We start from the raw sequence: 17114 nt of genomic DNA on the forward strand, positions 1-17114 counted from the left end.
GCTCCTGACCCCCTCCCCGGGTGACGTCGCGACAGATCGGCCCCTCGACGGAGGAGTTCGCGGTCCGCGAGAGGTTCGCCGTCCTCGGGGCGACCGGAAACCTCAACGCGCGCTACTGCTGCCGGGCCCGCGCCCGCTGTGCCCGAGAAGACCTCGGCAAGTGCTTGCTGTCCATCCGCGCTGACGAGGCCGAGGAGGCCTGGCGCGTCGTGGGACCCGTGCTGCCGGCGTGGCTCCCCCTCGGAAGGCCGGCGGTTGCCACCCTCCGTGCGGCCGGGCTCACAGGCCGAGTGCGATGGCGGTGCGGGTGAGTTCGGCGGTGCTGTAGACGCCGAGTTTCGCGCGGATGCGGCGCAGGTAGGCGTCGACGGTGTGCTTGGACAGTCCCATGTGGCGGGCGGTCTGGAGGTAGGTGCGGCCCGCGGCGATGTGGCGGAGGGTCTCGCGTTCGCGGGGGGCGAGTTCGGGGACCTCGGTCCCGGTGCCGGACTGGGGCGTGGTGGGTGCGGAGCTCATCGGGTGTCCTTCGGCGGCTGTCGTCCCTGCTCACGCCCTCGGAAGCAGGAGATGGATGTCCGATTAGGGCGTTTTGCCCTCTATGGACCACCCTCGCGCGCCGACGTCATCACATCGTCCGCCGACTGTCACAGACGTGTCACGAGGCGGGTGTGCCGGCCGCGCGAGGGCGGGGGACGCCGTCGGCCGCGGTGAAGATGCCGAAGACCCGGTCGTACCCCTCCAGCCGTTGACGTGGCCGCGGTTGGTGCTGATCCGGGCGCAGGAGTCCGAACCAGTCGCCGAGGAGCAGCTGCCGCTTCCAGGCGGCGACCTGGTCCTCGGAGACCCGGTACTGCGCGGCCACCTCGGAATCGCGGGCCTCGCCGTCCGCCATGAGCACCACGATCCGGGCCTTGTCCACGACGGAGAGCCGGTCCTCCGGCTTGTCCGGCAGGGCGCCGGGCAGGGCGCATCCGGACGCGGCCGCCGCGACGGGCAGGCCGGGCAGGCCGTCCCGGCCCGTGACAGCGCCGTCGCCCCCGCGGCCGTCGTACCGGGAGCATGGGGCGGGGCGGTCGGCGGCGGTGGTGTGGGTCAGTTGCGCGGCGCCCGCGGTGGCGCCGGCTACCGCCAGGGCGGCCATCACCGTGGCGACGGGACGCCGCAGGGCGTGCCTGGACATGGCAGGTGCTCCGTTCCGGGGGTGCTGGGGGAGAGGTGTCGTGGAAGGGCGGAGGTCCGAGGAGGGCGTGAGGACCTCCGCCCTTCCACGGCGGGCCGTGGCTGCCCGCGCCTCCGGCAGGCCTGGTCGGGGGTGACGTGACCGGGCCCGGGGAGTCGTCAGTCGGCGATGACGCCGTTGTTGATGGTCCCGTTGTTGACGTTGGTGGAATTGTTGTCGCCGACGACGATGATGATGCCGCCGTTGCCGTTGCCACCGGGACCCTTGTCGTGGTTCCAGTCGCTCCCACCACCCCAGCCGTCGCCATGGCCCCGGCCGCCCCAGTCGCCTCCGTGGCCGCCGCCCCAGCCGCCGTGCCCAGTCGCCTTGGCGGTGACGGGGTGCGCCGGCGCCTGGCCGGGCGTCGCGGCGAACGCGGTGGCGGGGAGCAGTGTGCCTCCTGCTGCCAGGGTCGTCACGGCGGTCAGCGTGACGAGGCGTCGGATACCGGAGGTGCGCTTCATGGGAGCTCTCTTTCGTGAGCCGGAGGAGTTCGCGATGTCTCCAGTAAGCCGTGCGGCCGCCCACGCGTCATGTCGCTGGATTTCGGTACTTGACAGGAACCGTCACCGGTTTGATCCGGCCGTCCGCAGTTCCTCCCGCGACTCAGCCGTCGCGGCGGTAGTGGGCGGCGACGGCGGGCCGGCCGGTGTCGTTGGGGCCGGCGTCCGGGTCGGCGCCGACGTAGCGCAGGGGCAGGTGGAGGGCGCGCGGGCCGTCGAGCGTGAGGCGGTGGTGACGCGCTCTGCAGGCGAAGCCCTCGGCCCGAAGGGCGGCCAGGACGAACCCCCGGCGGGACCGCCGTCGGCCCAGCGGATCGGGGCCGGGTCGAAGTGGGCGACGAGCAGGCCCCCGACGTAGTGGAGGCCGTGGACGCAGGTGATCAGGTCGTACGGCGCGGTCGGCTCCCAGGCCGTCACCGACGCGGTGACCAGTTACACCGAGGGCGGCAGGGGCGTCGGTGCCAGGGGCCCCACCAGGTCGACACCGGTCAGTCGCGCGGTGGCCGGCAGACGCCCGGAGGCCTCCCGCAGGGCCGGCCCCTGCCCGCCGCACAGGTCGAGCCGGCGCGGCTCGGGAGCGTGGGACAGCAGATGGCCGACCGGGTCGAAGCCGGGTTCGCGGGCGTAGCTGTTGGCGCCGGTCAGACCCCGCTCACGGGTCGTGGTGTTGCCGGCGACGACGGCGGTGCTTTCGAGGCGGTGGTCGGGCAGCAGAACGGGCGAGGTCATCGGGCCATTCTCGAGGCCGATCGACTTGCGCCCCAACCCCGTTGGGGGGATTGTGACGGGCGACTCTAATTTGCATTTCATATGCGCATTTACGCTAGGGTGGAGGCATGGACCTTCACCGCATCCGACGTCATCCCGTGCGCACTGTCCGGCGCCGCCCCGAGCGGAGCGCCCGGTGAACGCCGGCGCCGTGCTGGCGCAGGTGGCCGCGGTCTTCGTGTGGCTGGGGATGGTGCTCGGGATCTCGTTCCTGGAAGCCCCCCTCAAGTTCCGCGCCGAGGGGATCACCGTGCCCCTGGGCCTGAGCATCGGGCGGATCGTCTTCCGCGCGCTGAACCGCGTCGAGGCGGTGCTCGCGGCGATCGCCGCCGTGGCGCTGGCGTGGGAGGTGCCGGGGCCGGTCGCGCTGGGTCTCGGCGCGGGGGCCGTCGCCATGCTCCTGGCGCAACTGTTCGTGGTCCGGCCCGCGTTGAACCGCCGCACCGCCGCCGTGCTCGCCGGGGAGACCGGCCCGCGAAGCCGAGCCCATCTGCGGTACGTCGCGCTCGAGGCGGTCAAGGCGCTGTGCCTGGCCGGATGCGGCGCCGCGCTCGTCCTGGAGCGGCTGTGAACGCGTCCGGGCCCGTGGCCGTGCGGGGCGGCACGGGTCGTGACCTCGCGGACCGCGCGGACGTCGAGGTGCTGGTGACCGCCTTCTACCGGCGGGCCTTCGCCGATCCCCTGATCGGGCCGGTCTTCACCGAGGTGGCCCGCATGGACCTCGACGCGCACATGCCGATCATGTGCGACTTCTGGGAAACGGTGCTCTTCGCCGCGGGCCGGTACCGGCGCAACGCGCTGGCCCCGCATCTCGCCCTGCACCGTATGGCCCCCCTGGGCGCCGAGCACTTCGGCCGCTGGCTGGCACTGTGGACCCTGACGGTGGACGGGCTCTTCCGCGGCGACAAGGCCGAACTCGCCAAGCGGCAGGCCGAGCGCATCGCCGGATCCCTCCAGCGCCGCCTGGCCGGCCGCGACGCGAGCGAGTACGTCAGCATTCGCCGCCGTGAGGGCGGCGAAGCGCTCTGAGGTCCCCGGCGGCGGCCGCCCCGCACGGGGCTGTCGCCGCCGGCCAGGGCAGGCGAGCCTGGCCGTCCCGTGGCCGTCGCCCCCGCTCCTCAGCGTGTGACGACGACCTTGCCGATGGTCCGGCCGGATTCCACCATCGTGTGGGCGCGGCGCAGCCCGGCGGCCGAGAAGTCCTCGATGGTGGTGGTGACGGTGCTGCGGACGCGGCCGTCGTCGACCAAGGCCGCGATCTCCTGCAGCAGGTTCTTGTGCTCGATCATGTCGGGGGTCCGGAACATCGGCCGGGTGAACATCAACTCCCAGTGCCACGCGATGCTCTTGGCCTTGAGCGGCAGCAGGTCCAGTCCCTCGGGCTCGTCGATCGCCGTGATGTGACCGCCCGGGCGCATGATCCGGGCGTAGGTCTCGACGTTGCCGGCGGAGTGCGGGGACAGCAGGTAGTCGATGCCGTCCGGGGCCGCCGCCGCGGCGGTCGCGGCGAGGTCGTGGTGGTCGACCACGGCGTCGGCCCCCAGCCCGGTGACCCACTGCGCGGTCTCGGGGCGGCCGGCCGAGGCCAGCACCCGCAGGCGGGTCAGCTGTTTCGCCAGCTGGATGAGGATCGAGCCCACACCGCCCGCGCCGCCCAGCGCCAGCAGGGTCCCGGTGGACCTGGCGTCCAGGGCGAACCGGTCGAAGAGGGTCTCCCAGGCGGTGATGCCGGTCAGTGGCAGGGCGGCGGCCTCCGCGAATCCGAGGCTGCGCGGCTTGCGGGCCACGAGGCGCTCGTCGACGATCTGGAACTCGGCGTTGCTGCCGGCACGGGTGAGGTCCCCGGCGTACCAGACCTCGTCCCCAACTTGGAGGGTGGCCACCTCCGCACCCACCGCCTCGACGACGCCCGCGGCGTCGAAGCCGAGGACGCGGGGCCGGTCGGAGGCGGGCAGACCGGGGCGGACCTTGATGTCGACGGGGTTGACCGACACCGCCTGCACCCGCACCAGCACGTCTCGGGGCTCGGGATCCGGCACCGGCACCTCGACGTCCACGAGGCTCTCGGGATCCTCCACGGGCAGTCCCCGGTAGGAGGCGACAGCCCGCATGGTCCGTTCGGTCATGGCCGGAGGCTCCCTCACTGCGCTGACGGGTTTCGGCCAGCCTGGCACGCCCTCGGGCCCCGGGCAGTGACAGCCGGGCCATCCGGGTGCCGCCACCAGGGCGCCGCCCGGCGGCCGGGGATGCGGGGCAGGGCCGGAAAGAAGGGGCGTCATCCTGACGCCATGCAGCGTCGCGTCATCGTGAAGCCGTCATCGATGAGCGGCGGCCGGCGCGTCCGCGTGGGCGGCGAGATCCTGGGGATCGCGTACCACCTTCGCGACTTCCAGGACTTCCTGCGGTGCGCCGGCGCCGGTCCCGACGCCATCGACCTGGCCGACCCGGACCTCATCGAATGGCGCGGGCCGGCCGCCGGCCCCGGCGCGGACGTGAGGAACCCGCCGCGAAGCCGTGACCGAAGCCGCCGCCCGCCGGCTACCGGGTCTATTCGCAGTGCATCGGGCTTCAGCGCGGTGGTGAAGCGAATCTGAGAACTGCCGTCGCCCGCTCCGCCGGGCGCCTCGGCTGGTTCTGCTGACGCACGGGGCCGGGGGCGCCCCTTCGGCGGACACCGCAGGGCGCGCCGGGTCCGGGCCGCCGCGCGGCCGTACGGGATGTGGCACGGTGAGCGCGCAGCGCCGAAGATCACCGAGAAGGAGTGCCCGTGTCCATGCCCCCGCTTACCCCGGCCGCGATCGAGATGCTGAAGAAGCCCAACCCGGCCGTGATCGCGACGCTGAGGGCCGACGGTCAGCCGGTGTCCACGGCCACCTGGTACCTGTGGGACGACGGCCGGGTCCTGGTCAACATGGACGGCGGCCGCAAGCGCCTGGACCACATCCGCAACGACCCGCGGGTCAGCCTCACGGTCCTGGACGACGGGAACTGGTACACCCACCTCACCCTGATCGGGCGCGTCGCCGAACTGCGCGAGGACACCGGTCTCGCCGACATCGACCGGCTGGCCCAGCAGTACCTGGGCCGCCCCTACCCGCAGCGCGACCGCGAGCGCGTCAGCGGCCTGATCGAGATCGAGCGGTGGCACGGCTGGGGCACGCTCAAGGACAGCAGCCAGCCGGGCTGACCGGCCGGCGGCCCGTCAGCCCCCGTACGGCTGCGCCGTCGACCGGGTCCCACGCGGGATGCGGGTCCCGGTCACCTCCAGCCGGCCGTCCGGCTGCCCTACGCCGGCGGCCGCCGACGGGCCGCTCACCGCGTCCCGGCCGCCCTGGGGATGCCCGCGGCGGCCGGTCCCGCGGCCGCCGCGTCACCGGGTAGCTCCACCGCTCCGCTCACAGGACGCGCTGCCCCTTGCCCAGCGCGATGACGCCGTTGCCGGAGGCGTGGTAGAGCTCGCGGTCCCGCTCCGGGTTGACGCCGACCGTGGCGCCCGCGGGCACGACGACGTTCTTGTCGAGGATCGCGCGGCGCACGACAGCGCCCCGCCCGATGCGGACGTTGTCGTGCAGCACCGACCCCTGCACCACCGCTCCCTCCTCCACGACCACCCCAGGCGACAGCACGGACTGCGTGACCTGCCCCGAGATGATGCAGCCCGGGCTGACCATCGACTCGCTCGCGATCCCGCCGGCCACGAACTTCGCCGGGGGCAGCCGCAGCGAGTGCGTGTAGAGCGGCCACTGGTCGTTGTAGAGGTTGAAGACCGGGTTGACCGAGATCAGGTCCTGGTGAGAGTCGTAGTACGCGTCCAGGGTGCCCACGTCCCGCCAGTAGCCGTGGTCGCGAGCGGTCTCGCCGGGGACGTGGTTGTCGTCGAAGTCGTAGACCTGCACCTGCCCCTTGGCGGTCAGCAGCGGGATGATGCTGCCACCCATGTCGTGCACCGACGCATCGTCCTCGGCGTCCTGGGCCAGTGCGTCCAGCAGCACCTTGGTGGTGAACACGTAGTTGCCCATCGAGGCGTACACCCGGTCGGGGTCCCCTGGCAGACCGGGCGGATCAACGGGCTTCTCCAGGAACCGCTCCACCCGCGACCCGCCCGGCGCCGGGGTGATGATCCCGAACGAGGAGGCCTGGTCGCGCGGGACGCGGATGCCGGCCACCGTGGCCCCCGCGCCCGCCTCGATGTGCCGGCGCAGCATCTGCCGCGGGTCCATGCGGTACACGTGGTCGGCGCCGAACACGACGATGTAGTCGGGCTGCTCGTCGTACACCAGGTTCAGCGACTGGTAGATGGCGTCCGCGCTGCCCAGGAACCACCGTGGGCCCAGCCGCTGCTGCGCCGGGACGGGGGTGACGTAGTTGCCCAGCAGGTTGGACATCCGCCAGGTGGTGGTGATGTGCCGGTCCAGGGAGTGCGACTTGTACTGCGTCAGCACGCAGATGCGCATGATGTCGCCGTTGACGAGGTTGGACAGCACGAAGTCCACCAGCCGGTAGGCGCCGCCGAACGGCACCGCCGGTTTGGCGCGGTCGGCGGTCAGCGGCATCAGCCGCTTGCCCTCGCCGCCCGCGAGCACGATTCCCAGTACCGATGGTCCGCCGCGCATCCCTGCCCCCTTTGCCGCTACCGCCCTTGCGACCTGCAGATCTCCTCGTACACGTCCACGGTGCGGCGGGCCACCGCGTCCCACCCGAACTCCGCCACCGCACGCTCGCGTCCCGCCGCCCCCATCCGTGCCGCCGCCGTGGGATCGCCGGCCAGCGCGCCGACGGCCGCGGCGAGCCCCGCCTCGAACGCCTCCGGGTCCTTCTCCTCGTACGGCACCAGGTGTCCGGTCACGCCGTCCTCCACCACCTCCGGGATCCCGCCCACCGCGGACGCGACCACCGGGGTGCCGCAGGCCATCGCCTCCAGGTTCACGATGCCCAGCGGCTCGTACACCGACGGGCAGACGAACACCGCGGCGTGTGTGAGCAGTTGCACCACCTCGGGCCGGGGCAGCATCTGCGGGATCCAGATCACCCCGCCGCGCACCGCGCGCAGTTCCTCCACCAGCTCGCGGAACTCCCAGTCGATCGCCGGGGTGTCGGGCGCCCCGGCGCACAGCACGATCTGCAGCTCCGGATCGATCCGCCGCGCGGCCCGCAGCAGGTGCGGGACCCCCTTCTGGCGGGTGATCCGGCCGACGAACAGCGCGTACGGGCGGCCCGGGTCGACGCCGTGCGCGGCCAGCGCCCCGGTGGCCTCGTCCGGCCGGTAGAGGCGGGTGTCGATGCCGTTGTGGACGACGTGCACACGCGCCGGGTCGAGCGACGGGTAGCTCCGCAGGATGTCCGCGCGCATCCCGTGAGAGACGGCGATGACGCCGTCCGCGGCCTCGACCGCCGTCCGCTCCGCCCAGCTGGACAGCGCGTACCCGCCGCCGAGCTGCTCGGCCTTCCAGGGACGCAGCGGTTCGAGGGAGTGGGCGGTCATCACATGCGGCACGCCGTACAGCAGTTTGGCCAGATGGCCGGCGAGGTTGGCGTACCAGGTGTGCGAGTGCACAAGGTCCTGTCCGGCGAGCGCGGCGGCCATCGACAGGTCGACCGACAGGCTGCGCAGTGCCTCGTTCGCGCCCGCGAGCTCCCCGGCGGCGGCATGGCGGGTGACGCCGGTGCCGTGCGCGTCGTCGGCTGCGTCCGCGCCGTCCGCCCCGGCCCAGCAGTGGACCTGAAGGTCCGTCAGCGTCCTTAGCTCGTGGGCCAGGAACTCCACATGGACGCCCGCCCCGCCGTAGACGTACGGCGGGTACTCCCGCGTGAGCAGTGCCACCTTCACGGGCGCCTCCCGGGGTCCCGTCGCCGTGTGGGGACATCCATGCCCCGCGGAACGGTGTTCGATCCGTGTTCCCCGCCATTCAGCGCGTGATGTCCCGCGCCAAATTCCTTCGACTTCGCCGCGCGCTTCGTGGATCGTCGGGCGTATGCGACAGGACGACATCTGGGGCGCGGAGACCGCCCGCGCCTACGACACCCCCGGCACCGGCATGTTCGCCCCCGACGTACTCGGACCGGCGGTGGACCGTCTCGCCGAACTCGCCGACGGCGGACGGGCGCTCGAGTTCGCCATCGGCACCGGCCGTGTCGCCGTACCACTGGCTCGCCAGGGCGTACCGGTCAGCGGCATCGAGCTGTCCCAGCCGATGATCGACCAACTGCGCACCAAGGCGGACGCCGCGACCGTCCCGGTCGTCGTCGGTGACATGGCCACCGCCCGCGCCCCGGGCATCTTCCGGCTCGTCTACCTCGTCTACAACACCATCTCCAACCTGCTGACGCAGGCCGAACAGGTCGCCTGCTTCCGCAACGCCGCCCGCCATCTCGCACCGGGCGGGCGCTTCGTGATCGAATTGTGGGTTCCCGAGCTGCGCAAACTGCCGCCCGGTCAGCAGGCGGTGGTCTGGACTTCCGAATCCGGGTACATGGGCGTGGACACCTACGACGTCCTGCGGCAGCAGGTCGTCTCGCACCACTTCCGCTTCGCCGACGGCGAGCGGACCCGGCTTTACCGCAGCCCGCACCGCTACATCTGGCCCTCCGAGCTGGACCTCATGGCCCAGCTCGCCGGCTTCGTCCTGGAGTCCCGCCACGCCGACTGGCTCGGCGCAGAGTTCACCGCCGAATCCCGCTCCCACGTCTCCGTGTACCGGCTCCGCACTCCGGAGAGCTGACGGGCCGCCTCAGTCCTCCTCCCCGCTCAGGGAGCCCGCGGAGGTGAGGGCGGTGGTGTCCTGGGCGGGGGCCGGTGGGGCGGTCGGGTCGGGGGCGGTGGCCATGGCCGGGGTGGGGGCCGGGGAAACGGGATGGGGTTCCGCGGTGCGCTTCGCGGTGGTGCGGGTGAGGGAGACCGTCGGGGGAGCGGGAGGCGGCGCGAGGGAACGGGCGAGGTCGCGGTCGAGGCGGCGGAGCTGGGACCGCATGTGGGCGGTCAGACGGGTGCGGTAGGCGTTCTCGAAGGTGCGGAGGTCCTCGACCTTGCGCTGCAGCACGGTGCGGGCGGTGACCAGCGAGACCATCGCCTGGCGGTGCTTGTCCTGGGCCTCGTGTTCGAGGGCCTGGGCCCGGTCGCGGGCGTCGCGGCGCAGGCTCTCGGCCTGGCCGAGGGCCTCGCCGACGATCTTGTGGGCCTCGGCGCGGGCCTCGGTGACGGCCTGCTCGGCGGTGCGCTCGGCCAGGGCGAGCAGCCGGGCCGTGCTGTCGGCGGCGAACCCGGGCTGCGGTTCCGCGGACTCCTCGGCTGCCTCGGGCGCCTCGGGCTCCGTCACCTCGGCGGCCGGGCCGGGGACGGGCTTCGGCTCCGGCGCCGCTTCGGGCTCGGGTTCGGGTTCCGGTCCGGACGCCACCTCGAGCTCGGGCTCCTCGGGCTGCCGGGCGGCTGCCTCGGCGGAGGAGATCGCGGCGCGCAGGTCCTGGTTGATCCGCAGCAGCCGGGTCAGCTCGGCCTGCACGTCGTCCAGGAAGTCGTCGACCTCGCGCTCGTCGTAGGCCTCGCGGAGGCGGACGGTGGTGAACTGCTTCCTGCGCACGTTCTCGGGGGTAATCGGCGTCTGTGCCATCTGCTCACCTCGAGGTGTTCGTCGACAAGTCCTGACCGCATCCGTCAACTCCAGCTTGGGCGGCGGACCGGGCCTGGGCAGCCCGGGAACACCGCGCGGGGGCGGTGCGGGCGGTGTCACCAGCGCCGATCGTGGGACCCGGGCGAGCGGCGTGGATGGCGCAACTGCGGGCGGCGCAGTGGCAACTGTGATCATCCGCGCTGTCACCGCGCCCGCAGACAGCGTGGATTTCCTTCCGCGTCCGGCGAAAGGGCCGGACGGGTGAATACAGGCCCCCGGAGGCTGGGTACGGACACCTTCCGGACGGCACACGTGGGCTGCCCGACGGGGCCTCAACCGGCCGGCACGCCGACGTGAGCCGGACCCACGAGGAAGCGCGCGTCCTCGCGGCAGAGCCCGGGCGGCGACCGGCCCTTCCGGGCCCGGCGTCGGGCTCGCCGCGACGTCCTACCAGCTCGTCGCCGGTGCCGGGGCGGGGTGCCGGGGGCCGCGGGGCGCCCGTACGACCCGACCCACCAGAGAAGGGGAACTCATGACGCAGCACGTCGTCATCGGAAGCGAGCGCAGCGAGGTCGGTCTGCCGGCCGGGATGGACGTCCTGCGACGGGGCGGCACGGCACTGGACGCCGTGGAGGCGGCGATGCGCCGTTGCGAGGACAACCTCACCGACCACTACGTCGGCACCGGCGGGCTGCCCAACGCGCAGGGCGTCGTCGAGCTGGACGCGTCGGTGATGACGGGTTCGGACCGCAGGTTCGGCGCGGTGGGCGCGCTGCGCGGGTTCCCGAACCCGATCTCGGTGGCGCGCGCGGTGATGGAGCGGCTGCCGCAGCACTGCCTGCTGGTGGGGGAGGGCGCCGCCCTGTTCGCGCGGGAGAACGGGTTCGAGGCCGCCGAGCTGCTGACCGAGGAGTCCCGGGCCATGTGGCGCGAGCAGCTGCTGACCGCCGCCGAGGCGGTGGAGGGGGAGAACACCCCGGCCGTGGACGGCGACCGCCGCTACCGGCGGGCGGCGCTGGAGCTGGTGCGGCGGATGGCGCCGCACGAGGGGCCGTGGGGGACGATCAACATCATCGCCCTGGACGCGCAGGGCGAGATGTGCGTGGGCGTCTCGACCTCCGGATACCCCTTCAAGTACCCGGGACGGGTGGGGGACTCCGCCGTCCCGGGGGCGGGCAACTGGTGCGATCTGCGCGGTGGCGGGGCGGCCTGCACCGGCCGCGGCGAGCTGAGCCTGCGCGGCGGGACGGCGCGTACGGTGGTCGACCTGCTGGCGCTGGGCAAGGAGCCCGCCGACGCGTGCCGCGTCGCCCTGGAGGAGGCGGCCGGCCTGCCCGACGAGTACCGGTCCGAGCTGAGGGCGCTGGCGCTCACCCCGGACGGGCGGCACGGTGGCGCGGCCGGCCAGGAGGGCAGCGTCTACGCCGTGATGACCGACGCCTCCACCGAGCCGGAACTCCGCCCGCGCACGCTGGTCTGACGACAGGCCTCAGGGCTGGGGCGCGATCAGTTCCCCGCTGGTCGCGTCCCGGATGGTAATGGCCTCCACGGGGCAGGACTCCGCGGCGTCGACCAGGCGCTCGTCCGGTTCGGCCGTCGGGTGCCTGGGGCACGACTTGCGGTCGCGTAGCTCGAAATGCCCGGGTGCGATGCCGGCGCAGGAGCCGGTGCCGATGCAGGTGTTCCGGTCCACCTCGATCTGCCAGGTCATGATCGGTGTCCTTCGGTCTCGTCGGGTGTTGCCGGCTGTCGCCAGGTGTTGTCAGGCCCGGTCCCAGGTGAGCGGCATCCGCTCGGGTCCGCGCAGGAGAAGGCCGGACTTCCACGCGACGCTCTCCTCCGGCCCGGCGAGGCGCAGTCCGGGCAGTCGGTCGAGCAGGGTGCGCAGGGCCACCTGTAGCTCCATGCGGGCCAGTTGGGCGCCCAGGCAGTGGTGCGGTCCGTGCCCGAACCCGACGTGCGAGGCCTCCTGGCGGAGCAGGTCGAGCCGGTCCGGGTCGGTGTAGACCGTTTCGTCGCGGTTGGCCGACACGGGGCAGACCACCACCGCCTCGCCGGCGCGTACGGTGCCGCCGCTGAGTTCGACGTCGTCCAGCGCGTAGCGGGGCATGCCGGCGCCGTTGCCCAGGGGGACGTAGCGCATGAGTTCCTCGACGGCGGCGGGGACGAGACCGGGGTCGGCGCGCAGTGCCGCGAGTTGCTCGGGGTGGGTGAGCAGCGCGTAGACGAAGTTGGGGATCTGCGTGGCGGTGGTCTCGTGGCCCGCGACGAGCAGCGAGATCGCCAGGACCTGCAGTTCCCGTTCCGACAGGCGCTCGTCGTTGTCGCGGGCGTCGACCAGGGTGCCGAGCAGGTCGTCGTGCGGCGCGGCGCGGCGTTCGGCGATCAGGGCGGCCATGTACGCCATCAGCGCGTCGGTGCAGTCCTGGATCTCCCGCGGGGTGTACTTCGAGGTGGACAGCAGCGCGTCGGACCAGGTGCGGAAGTCGGCGCGGTCGGTCAGAGGGACGCCGAGCAGTTCGCAGATGACGGTGACGGGCAGCGGCAGGGCGAAGTCGGCCACGAGATCGGCGGGGGCGCCGCGGGCGGCCATGCCGTCGGCCAGTTCGGCCGCGATCTGTTCGGTGCGGGGTCGCAGGCGCTCGATGCGCCGGGCGGTGAAGGCCTTGGCCACGATCCGCCGCAGCCGGGTGTGGTCCGGGGGGTCGAGGTCCAGGATGCTGCCCTTGAGGCCCCGGTGCGGCCGCAGGCGCGGCTCATCACGGCGGACCGCCTCGGCCCGGCTGAACCGGGGGTCACCGAGGACGGTCCTGACGTCCTCGTACCGGGTGACCAGCCAGGCGGCCTCCCCGTAGGGGAACCGGACCCGGCACAGCGGCTCGTCCTTGCGCAGTTGGGCGAAGGCAGGGTCGACGGTCAGGCGGTCGGTTTCGGTGAGGGGGTAGTTCCGGGGCTCGGTCGTGGCCATGGCGCACGCCTCCCATGAGCTCGGGGTGTCGGCGCGGTCCTCACGACGGCCCGCGGGGATCGCGAGGTGCGGCGGCGCGGCCGCCGAGGGCGGGCCGCAGCAGGTGGCACAGGTCGTCGGCGAGGATCTCCAGCGGGTCGTCGGTGTCGACCGGCCGGCCGCCGGCGATCCAGGCGGTGAGGAACGACCCGGTCTGGAGCACCGCCATCAGGGCCCGCTGCCGTGCCTGCGCGGGGGTCACGCCCCGCCACCGCCGGGGCCCGGCGGTCAGCAGGGCCACGTAGCGTTCGTGGGCGGCCAGATAGCGGTCGCGGGCACTGCCGTCGTCACCGGCCGCCGAGGGGGTGGCGGCCAGCAGTACGCGGATCGTCGGCGCGAGGGCCCGCCAGCCCGACGCGGCGTGCTCCAGCCAGTCGCGGACGCCGGCGCGGGTCCACTCGGGGACGGAGGCAAGCTCGGCGTACAGGTCGTCGGTGACCTGGTACACCCGGTTCGTCAGGGCGGCGATGACCTCCGCCTTGCCGCGGAAGTGCGCGTACACCGTGGCCCGGGTGACCCCGGCCGCGCGGGCGATGTCCTCCATGGTGGCGGTGACGAAGGACTTGGCGGCGAAGACCTCGACCGCCCCGTCCAGGATCCGGTTGCGGGTCAGGTCCCGCTGTTCGGCGCGCAGGCTCACCCGCGAAGCGCCCATCGCGGTCGCGGATCCGGCACCGGCCGACGACGTTCCATGGAAAAAGCTTACAAAACGCTATCAAACTGTACATTTTGTGTACGGGTGGCGGGGGTCCGCGACGGCCGGTCAGCCGTGGTTGCGGGGGTGGTCGCGGGCGGTGCGCTCGTTGCCCCGCTTGTAGTCGCCGGTCCAGCGGGCCATCACCAGCTGGGCGTCGCCGCGCTCCACTTCCTCCAGGAACCGCTCGGCGCGCTCCCCGCGCAGGAGGGCGGCGGTGCGCGCGCCGTGGGTGACGACCACGGTACCGTCGCCGCGCCGGCGGTAGGAGAATCCGTGAGGCCGGGGCATGGTGGCGAGCGTAGGGGCGGGCCGGGTCCGTGCGACAGCGATTTACGGGACGTCGCGGGACACGACGTGCGGCGAGCGCACGGCCAGGGCGGCGATGTCGTCCTCCAGCCGCCCGCCGCTGTAGCGCACCAGTTCCCGGTGCAGCCCGTCCAGCAGTTCGCGGGGCGCCGCCGGGCTCTGCCGCCGCAGCCAGTCCGGCAGCGGGAAGAACGCCCCTGTGTGGTCGCGGGTCTCGGTGACGCCGTCGGTGTAGAGCAGCAACTGGTCGCCGGGGGCGAAGGTGTGGGTGTCCACGAAGTAGTTTTCACCGATGAGGTCGGCGAGGTTCAGCGGCGGGGAGGCGGCGGTCGGCTCCAGCACCTGGATGCGGCCGGTGCGCAGGAGGACCGGCGGGGGATGCCCGCAGTTGAGCAGCCGCAGGCGGCCGCCGCCGTGCGGGATCTCGGCGATCACGGCGGTGGCGAAGCGCTCCGGCAGGTCCTGGCCGGGGTAGCCGGAGCTGTGGCGCTTGATGCTGGTCTCCAGGCGGTGGATGATCCCCCGCAGGTCCGGCTCGTCGTGCGCCGCCTCCCGGAAGCAGCTGATCAGCGCCGAGGCCGCGCCCACGGCGGACAGCCCCTTGCCGCGTACGTCGCCGATGAGCAGCCGCACCCCGTAGGGCGTGTCGGCCACCTCGTAGAAGTCGCCGCCGATGCGTGCCTGCACCTGTGCGGCCAGGTACAGCGACTCGATCTCCATGCCCTGGACGTGCCGCGGCAGCGGCCGCAGCAGTACGGCCTGCGCCGCGTCGGCGACCATCCGGGCGTGGAAGAGCGCCTCCTCGCGCTGGATCCGTACGTGGCTGGCGTACGCCGCCGCCAGGGTGACCGCGACGATGGCGGCCCCGGTGTACGGGGTGCCCAGGTCGGTGTAGGCGAAGCTCAGGCCCACCATGACCAGCAGGCAGAACGCGCCCAGCAGTACGGTCGCCAGCACCGGCCACATCGCGGCGGCCAGGGCGGGCGCGACGGGCAGCAGGCGGCTGATCGCGATCTCGCGCGGGGTGGAGAACGCCAGCGAGGCGATGAGCACGGTCAGGATCACCGGGGCGAGCCAGCCGGCCTTCCGGCGGCCGTCCAGGCGGGCACTTCGGTGCCGCAGCCATCCGGACATGATCACGAAGCGCATCATACCGGGGCAGAAGGGGGGTGCGAGGTGCCCGTCCGGCCGGACGGACCCGCGACCACCCCGGGGCCCGGCCCGGGGTGGTCGGAGTGCGGGCGAGCCGGGTGGACGGCGCCGGCCCGCGTCAGTTCTCGCCGCGGTGACCCGGCAGGACCTGGATCGTGTCGCCGACGGCGCGCTCACCGGTCGCGTCGGAGGGAACGTTGGCCAGTACGCCGTCGACCACCATCACCGACGAGCCGCCGCCGTCGAGGTTGAGGGCCTGTACCGCGCCCAGCGACCGCATGAACCGGGCCGCCTCGCCGAGGGTGAAGCCCTCGCTCACCCCGGGCCGCCGCCCGTCCACCGTGACCAGCAGCAGCCGGCCCCGCCGGTCGATGCCGGCCATCGTCCGCGGCTGGCGCACGTTGGACCACGCGAAACCGAACGACAGGTCCAGCGGGTCCAAGGTGCCCTCGCCGGCGGCGTCGATGTGCACGCGGCCGTCCTCCACCAAGGTGGGCGCCGCGCTCACGATGCTGTCGCCGGGGCCGAGACGGACCTGACGCCCCGCGGCGTCCCGGACGACCTGCCGTACGACCAGTCGCCCGCCGGTCCGGGCGTGCTCCGTGAGCCACGTCGCCGCGGCGCCGGTGCCCTGCAGCACCGTGCCGCGCTCGGGCACGGAGCCGCCGCGGGCGCCGGTGGAGAGCACGGTCCCGTGCGCGTCGAGCACCACCTGCACACCGCCGCCGGTGGGTAGCGCCGCCCGGAAGGCGGGGGTGAACTCCACCAGGTCGTCCGCCAGGGTGCAGGTCGTGTCGTGGCGCGGCCGTTCGGTCGGGACGCCGCCGGGACGGCCGCAGTTGCGCACCTTGCCCGGCAGGCGGTTGATGCCCTGCACGGCGTACCGGGCGGAACCGGCCCGCACGGTGACCGTGGTGGACAGGTCCGCGATCCGCGGCCGCCGCCCGCCGTCGCCGAGGATGAGTGCCGCACGCGAACCGGCCGCCATCGACTCCAGCTTGCCGTCCACCGCGGACAGACCCGCGACGGTGCCCTGGACGCCGTCGGCGTCCGAGGTGATGAAGAAGCCGCCGTTCACGCCGAGCAGCGACCCCAGCCGGCCGGCGACCGCCGAGGTCTTCTCCCGGTCGGCGACGTTGCCGCCGTCGCTGACCTCGACCGACCCGCGCAGCCGCGCCGGGTCCACCACGGCCACGTGGACGCGCTCGCCGTCGGCGGCCTGCCGTCCGTCGTAACCGGTCCACTCCGTCGCCGTACGGAAACCGGCGGCCACGACCGCGGCGTTCGCCGGGCCCGCCTCGGCCTGCGTGGTGTACCGGCCGACCCTGACCTGCCAGCCCATCACGCCGCGCGGCGTGTCGGCGTAGGTGTCCCACTCCACCGCCTCCAGCCGCGGCTCGAACCCGGCCTCCCGCAGCCGCCCGGCGGTCGCGTCGGCCCAGGCGCGGTCCCCCAGCGGAGCCCACGTCGCGGCGCCCGTCAGCCGGTTGACGGCGGGGGCCTGCACGGTCACCGTCCACACCCCGCCGGCCGAGGGGTCACGCCGCACGCCGCTGCGGACCTCCAGGCCGGGTGCCACCTGCCGCGTCGTCCACGCGATCCCCCGCGTGCCGGAGGCGGTGGGCGACTGCGCCCCCGCGACGGCCGGCGGGACGACGGCGACCAGCGTGAGGGCGGCGGCGAACACCGCCCCCCTCCGTGCGGCCTGCCCCACCCGGCGCGCCCCGTCGCGCGGTTCGGCGGCTGTGACGGACATACCCACTCCTGACGTTCGGTTCCACCGGGCGGTGCAGTGGCGCGGCCCGGGCCTTGATCCGCCATCCCAGACCCGCACCGGGACGGGCAACCCACCAGGCGA

General features: G+C 73.5%; 20 protein-coding genes. 6 read left to right on the top strand and 14 right to left on the bottom strand.

Going from position 1 to position 17114, the window contains the following annotated elements:
• Positions 1-279: 279 nt before the first annotated feature.
• From AC3EUJ_RS17765 to AC3EUJ_RS17780, 4 genes are all read right to left on the bottom strand, one after another.
• Positions 280-516 (bottom strand): response regulator transcription factor, encoded by a 237-nt coding sequence (locus tag AC3EUJ_RS17765; RefSeq protein WP_431962357.1) that lies wholly within the window; start codon positions 514-516, stop codon positions 280-282.
• Between the two features lie 139 nt (positions 517-655).
• Complete coding sequence (locus AC3EUJ_RS17770; RefSeq protein WP_431962359.1) at positions 656-1180, bottom strand: helix-turn-helix domain-containing protein; 525 nt, start codon at positions 1178-1180, stop codon at positions 656-658.
• A gap of 158 nt (positions 1181-1338) precedes the next feature.
• Positions 1339-1683: a hypothetical protein gene (locus AC3EUJ_RS17775; RefSeq protein WP_431962361.1), complete on the bottom strand. Its 345-nt coding sequence runs from the start codon at positions 1681-1683 to the stop codon at positions 1339-1341.
• A 471-nt stretch (positions 1684-2154) separates the two neighbouring features.
• Positions 2155-2451 (bottom strand): hypothetical protein, encoded by a 297-nt coding sequence (locus tag AC3EUJ_RS17780; RefSeq protein WP_431962363.1) that lies wholly within the window; start codon positions 2449-2451, stop codon positions 2155-2157.
• A gap of 175 nt (positions 2452-2626) precedes the next feature.
• On the opposite strand from AC3EUJ_RS17780, the gene AC3EUJ_RS17785 reads away from it, so the two are divergent.
• Both AC3EUJ_RS17785 and AC3EUJ_RS17790 read left to right on the top strand, forming a co-directional pair.
• Positions 2627-3061: a hypothetical protein gene (locus tag AC3EUJ_RS17785; protein ID WP_431962365.1), complete on the top strand. Its 435-nt coding sequence runs from the start codon at positions 2627-2629 to the stop codon at positions 3059-3061.
• Positions 3058-3519 (top strand): group III truncated hemoglobin, encoded by a 462-nt coding sequence (locus tag AC3EUJ_RS17790; RefSeq protein WP_431962367.1) that lies wholly within the window; start codon positions 3058-3060, stop codon positions 3517-3519. The genes AC3EUJ_RS17785 and AC3EUJ_RS17790 overlap by 4 nt, the downstream gene beginning before the upstream one ends.
• Before the next feature lie 89 nt (positions 3520-3608).
• Here AC3EUJ_RS17790 and AC3EUJ_RS17795 read toward each other — a convergent pair whose 3' ends face one another.
• Entirely contained in the window at positions 3609-4616 is a 1008-nt protein-coding gene (locus AC3EUJ_RS17795) for a zinc-binding alcohol dehydrogenase family protein (RefSeq protein ID WP_431962369.1), read from the bottom strand.
• Between the two features lie 162 nt (positions 4617-4778).
• On the opposite strand from AC3EUJ_RS17795, the gene AC3EUJ_RS17800 reads away from it, so the two are divergent.
• Both AC3EUJ_RS17800 and AC3EUJ_RS17805 read left to right on the top strand, forming a co-directional pair.
• The gene (locus AC3EUJ_RS17800; protein WP_431962371.1) at positions 4779-5084 is read left to right on the top strand and encodes a hypothetical protein; all 306 of its coding nucleotides are present in this window, start codon (positions 4779-4781) and stop codon (positions 5082-5084) included.
• Positions 5085-5257: 173 nt separating this feature from the next.
• Positions 5258-5677 carry a PPOX class F420-dependent oxidoreductase gene (locus AC3EUJ_RS17805; RefSeq protein WP_431962373.1) on the top strand — a complete coding sequence of 140 codons (420 nt, stop codon included), beginning with the start codon at positions 5258-5260 and terminating at the stop codon, positions 5675-5677.
• A 208-nt stretch (positions 5678-5885) separates the two neighbouring features.
• On the opposite strand, the gene glgC is transcribed toward AC3EUJ_RS17805, so the two are convergent.
• Both glgC and glgA read right to left on the bottom strand, forming a co-directional pair.
• Complete coding sequence (glgC, locus tag AC3EUJ_RS17810) at positions 5886-7103, bottom strand: glucose-1-phosphate adenylyltransferase (RefSeq protein WP_431962375.1); 1218 nt, start codon at positions 7101-7103, stop codon at positions 5886-5888.
• 17 nt (positions 7104-7120) lie between these two features.
• A complete protein-coding gene (gene glgA / locus AC3EUJ_RS17815) occupies positions 7121-8317 on the bottom strand; it encodes a glycogen synthase (RefSeq protein ID WP_431962377.1) in 1197 nt (398 codons plus the stop codon).
• 145 nt (positions 8318-8462) lie between these two features.
• Between glgA and AC3EUJ_RS17820 the strand changes: the two genes are divergently transcribed.
• Positions 8463-9209, top strand: a complete 747-nt coding sequence (locus AC3EUJ_RS17820; protein WP_431962379.1) for a class I SAM-dependent methyltransferase — start codon at positions 8463-8465, stop codon at positions 9207-9209.
• 9 nt (positions 9210-9218) lie between these two features.
• Here AC3EUJ_RS17820 and AC3EUJ_RS17825 read toward each other — a convergent pair whose 3' ends face one another.
• The gene (locus tag AC3EUJ_RS17825) at positions 9219-10094 is read right to left on the bottom strand and encodes a DivIVA domain-containing protein (protein WP_431962381.1); all 876 of its coding nucleotides are present in this window, start codon (positions 10092-10094) and stop codon (positions 9219-9221) included.
• A gap of 532 nt (positions 10095-10626) precedes the next feature.
• On the opposite strand from AC3EUJ_RS17825, the gene AC3EUJ_RS17830 reads away from it, so the two are divergent.
• On the top strand, positions 10627-11574 hold the full coding sequence (locus AC3EUJ_RS17830; protein WP_431962383.1) for a glycosylasparaginase: 948 nt from the start codon (positions 10627-10629) through the stop codon (positions 11572-11574).
• 9 nt (positions 11575-11583) lie between these two features.
• On the opposite strand, the gene AC3EUJ_RS17835 is transcribed toward AC3EUJ_RS17830, so the two are convergent.
• The 6 genes from AC3EUJ_RS17835 to AC3EUJ_RS17860 form a co-directional block, all read right to left on the bottom strand.
• Positions 11584-11805 carry a ferredoxin gene (locus tag AC3EUJ_RS17835; protein WP_431962385.1) on the bottom strand — a complete coding sequence of 74 codons (222 nt, stop codon included), beginning with the start codon at positions 11803-11805 and terminating at the stop codon, positions 11584-11586.
• Between the two features lie 51 nt (positions 11806-11856).
• Complete coding sequence (locus AC3EUJ_RS17840) at positions 11857-13062, bottom strand: cytochrome P450 (protein ID WP_431962387.1); 1206 nt, start codon at positions 13060-13062, stop codon at positions 11857-11859.
• Between the two features lie 40 nt (positions 13063-13102).
• Entirely contained in the window at positions 13103-13756 is a 654-nt protein-coding gene (locus AC3EUJ_RS17845) for a TetR/AcrR family transcriptional regulator (RefSeq protein ID WP_431962389.1), read from the bottom strand.
• A 108-nt stretch (positions 13757-13864) separates the two neighbouring features.
• Complete coding sequence (locus AC3EUJ_RS17850) at positions 13865-14086, bottom strand: hypothetical protein (protein ID WP_431962391.1); 222 nt, start codon at positions 14084-14086, stop codon at positions 13865-13867.
• A gap of 42 nt (positions 14087-14128) precedes the next feature.
• Complete coding sequence (locus AC3EUJ_RS17855; protein ID WP_431962393.1) at positions 14129-15244, bottom strand: PP2C family protein-serine/threonine phosphatase; 1116 nt, start codon at positions 15242-15244, stop codon at positions 14129-14131.
• A 130-nt stretch (positions 15245-15374) separates the two neighbouring features.
• Positions 15375-17012 (bottom strand): phosphodiester glycosidase family protein, encoded by a 1638-nt coding sequence (locus AC3EUJ_RS17860; protein ID WP_431962395.1) that lies wholly within the window; start codon positions 17010-17012, stop codon positions 15375-15377.
• Positions 17013-17114 lie beyond the last annotated feature (102 nt).

Source organism: Actinacidiphila sp. bgisy160 (assembly GCF_057707815.1).

Coding starts and splice junctions, on each gene's coding strand:
- AC3EUJ_RS17765 (WP_431962357.1), bottom strand. CDS start 516: ATGAGCTCCGCACCCACCACGCCCCAGTCCGGCACCGGGACCGAGGTC.
- AC3EUJ_RS17770 (WP_431962359.1), bottom strand. CDS start 1,180: ATGTCCAGGCACGCCCTGCGGCGTCCCGTCGCCACGGTGATGGCCGCC.
- AC3EUJ_RS17775 (WP_431962361.1), bottom strand. CDS start 1,683: ATGAAGCGCACCTCCGGTATCCGACGCCTCGTCACGCTGACCGCCGTG.
- AC3EUJ_RS17780 (WP_431962363.1), bottom strand. CDS start 2,451: ATGACCTCGCCCGTTCTGCTGCCCGACCACCGCCTCGAAAGCACCGCC.
- AC3EUJ_RS17795 (WP_431962369.1), bottom strand. CDS start 4,616: ATGACCGAACGGACCATGCGGGCTGTCGCCTCCTACCGGGGACTGCCC.
- AC3EUJ_RS17800 (WP_431962371.1), top strand. CDS start 4,779: ATGCAGCGTCGCGTCATCGTGAAGCCGTCATCGATGAGCGGCGGCCGG.
- glgC (WP_431962375.1), bottom strand. CDS start 7,103: ATGCGCGGCGGACCATCGGTACTGGGAATCGTGCTCGCGGGCGGCGAG.
- AC3EUJ_RS17820 (WP_431962379.1), top strand. CDS start 8,463: ATGCGACAGGACGACATCTGGGGCGCGGAGACCGCCCGCGCCTACGAC.
- AC3EUJ_RS17825 (WP_431962381.1), bottom strand. CDS start 10,094: ATGGCACAGACGCCGATTACCCCCGAGAACGTGCGCAGGAAGCAGTTC.
- AC3EUJ_RS17830 (WP_431962383.1), top strand. CDS start 10,627: ATGACGCAGCACGTCGTCATCGGAAGCGAGCGCAGCGAGGTCGGTCTG.
- AC3EUJ_RS17835 (WP_431962385.1), bottom strand. CDS start 11,805: ATGACCTGGCAGATCGAGGTGGACCGGAACACCTGCATCGGCACCGGC.
- AC3EUJ_RS17840 (WP_431962387.1), bottom strand. CDS start 13,062: ATGGCCACGACCGAGCCCCGGAACTACCCCCTCACCGAAACCGACCGC.
- AC3EUJ_RS17845 (WP_431962389.1), bottom strand. CDS start 13,756: ATGGGCGCTTCGCGGGTGAGCCTGCGCGCCGAACAGCGGGACCTGACC.
- AC3EUJ_RS17850 (WP_431962391.1), bottom strand. CDS start 14,086: ATGCCCCGGCCTCACGGATTCTCCTACCGCCGGCGCGGCGACGGTACC.
- AC3EUJ_RS17860 (WP_431962395.1), bottom strand. CDS start 17,012: ATGTCCGTCACAGCCGCCGAACCGCGCGACGGGGCGCGCCGGGTGGGG.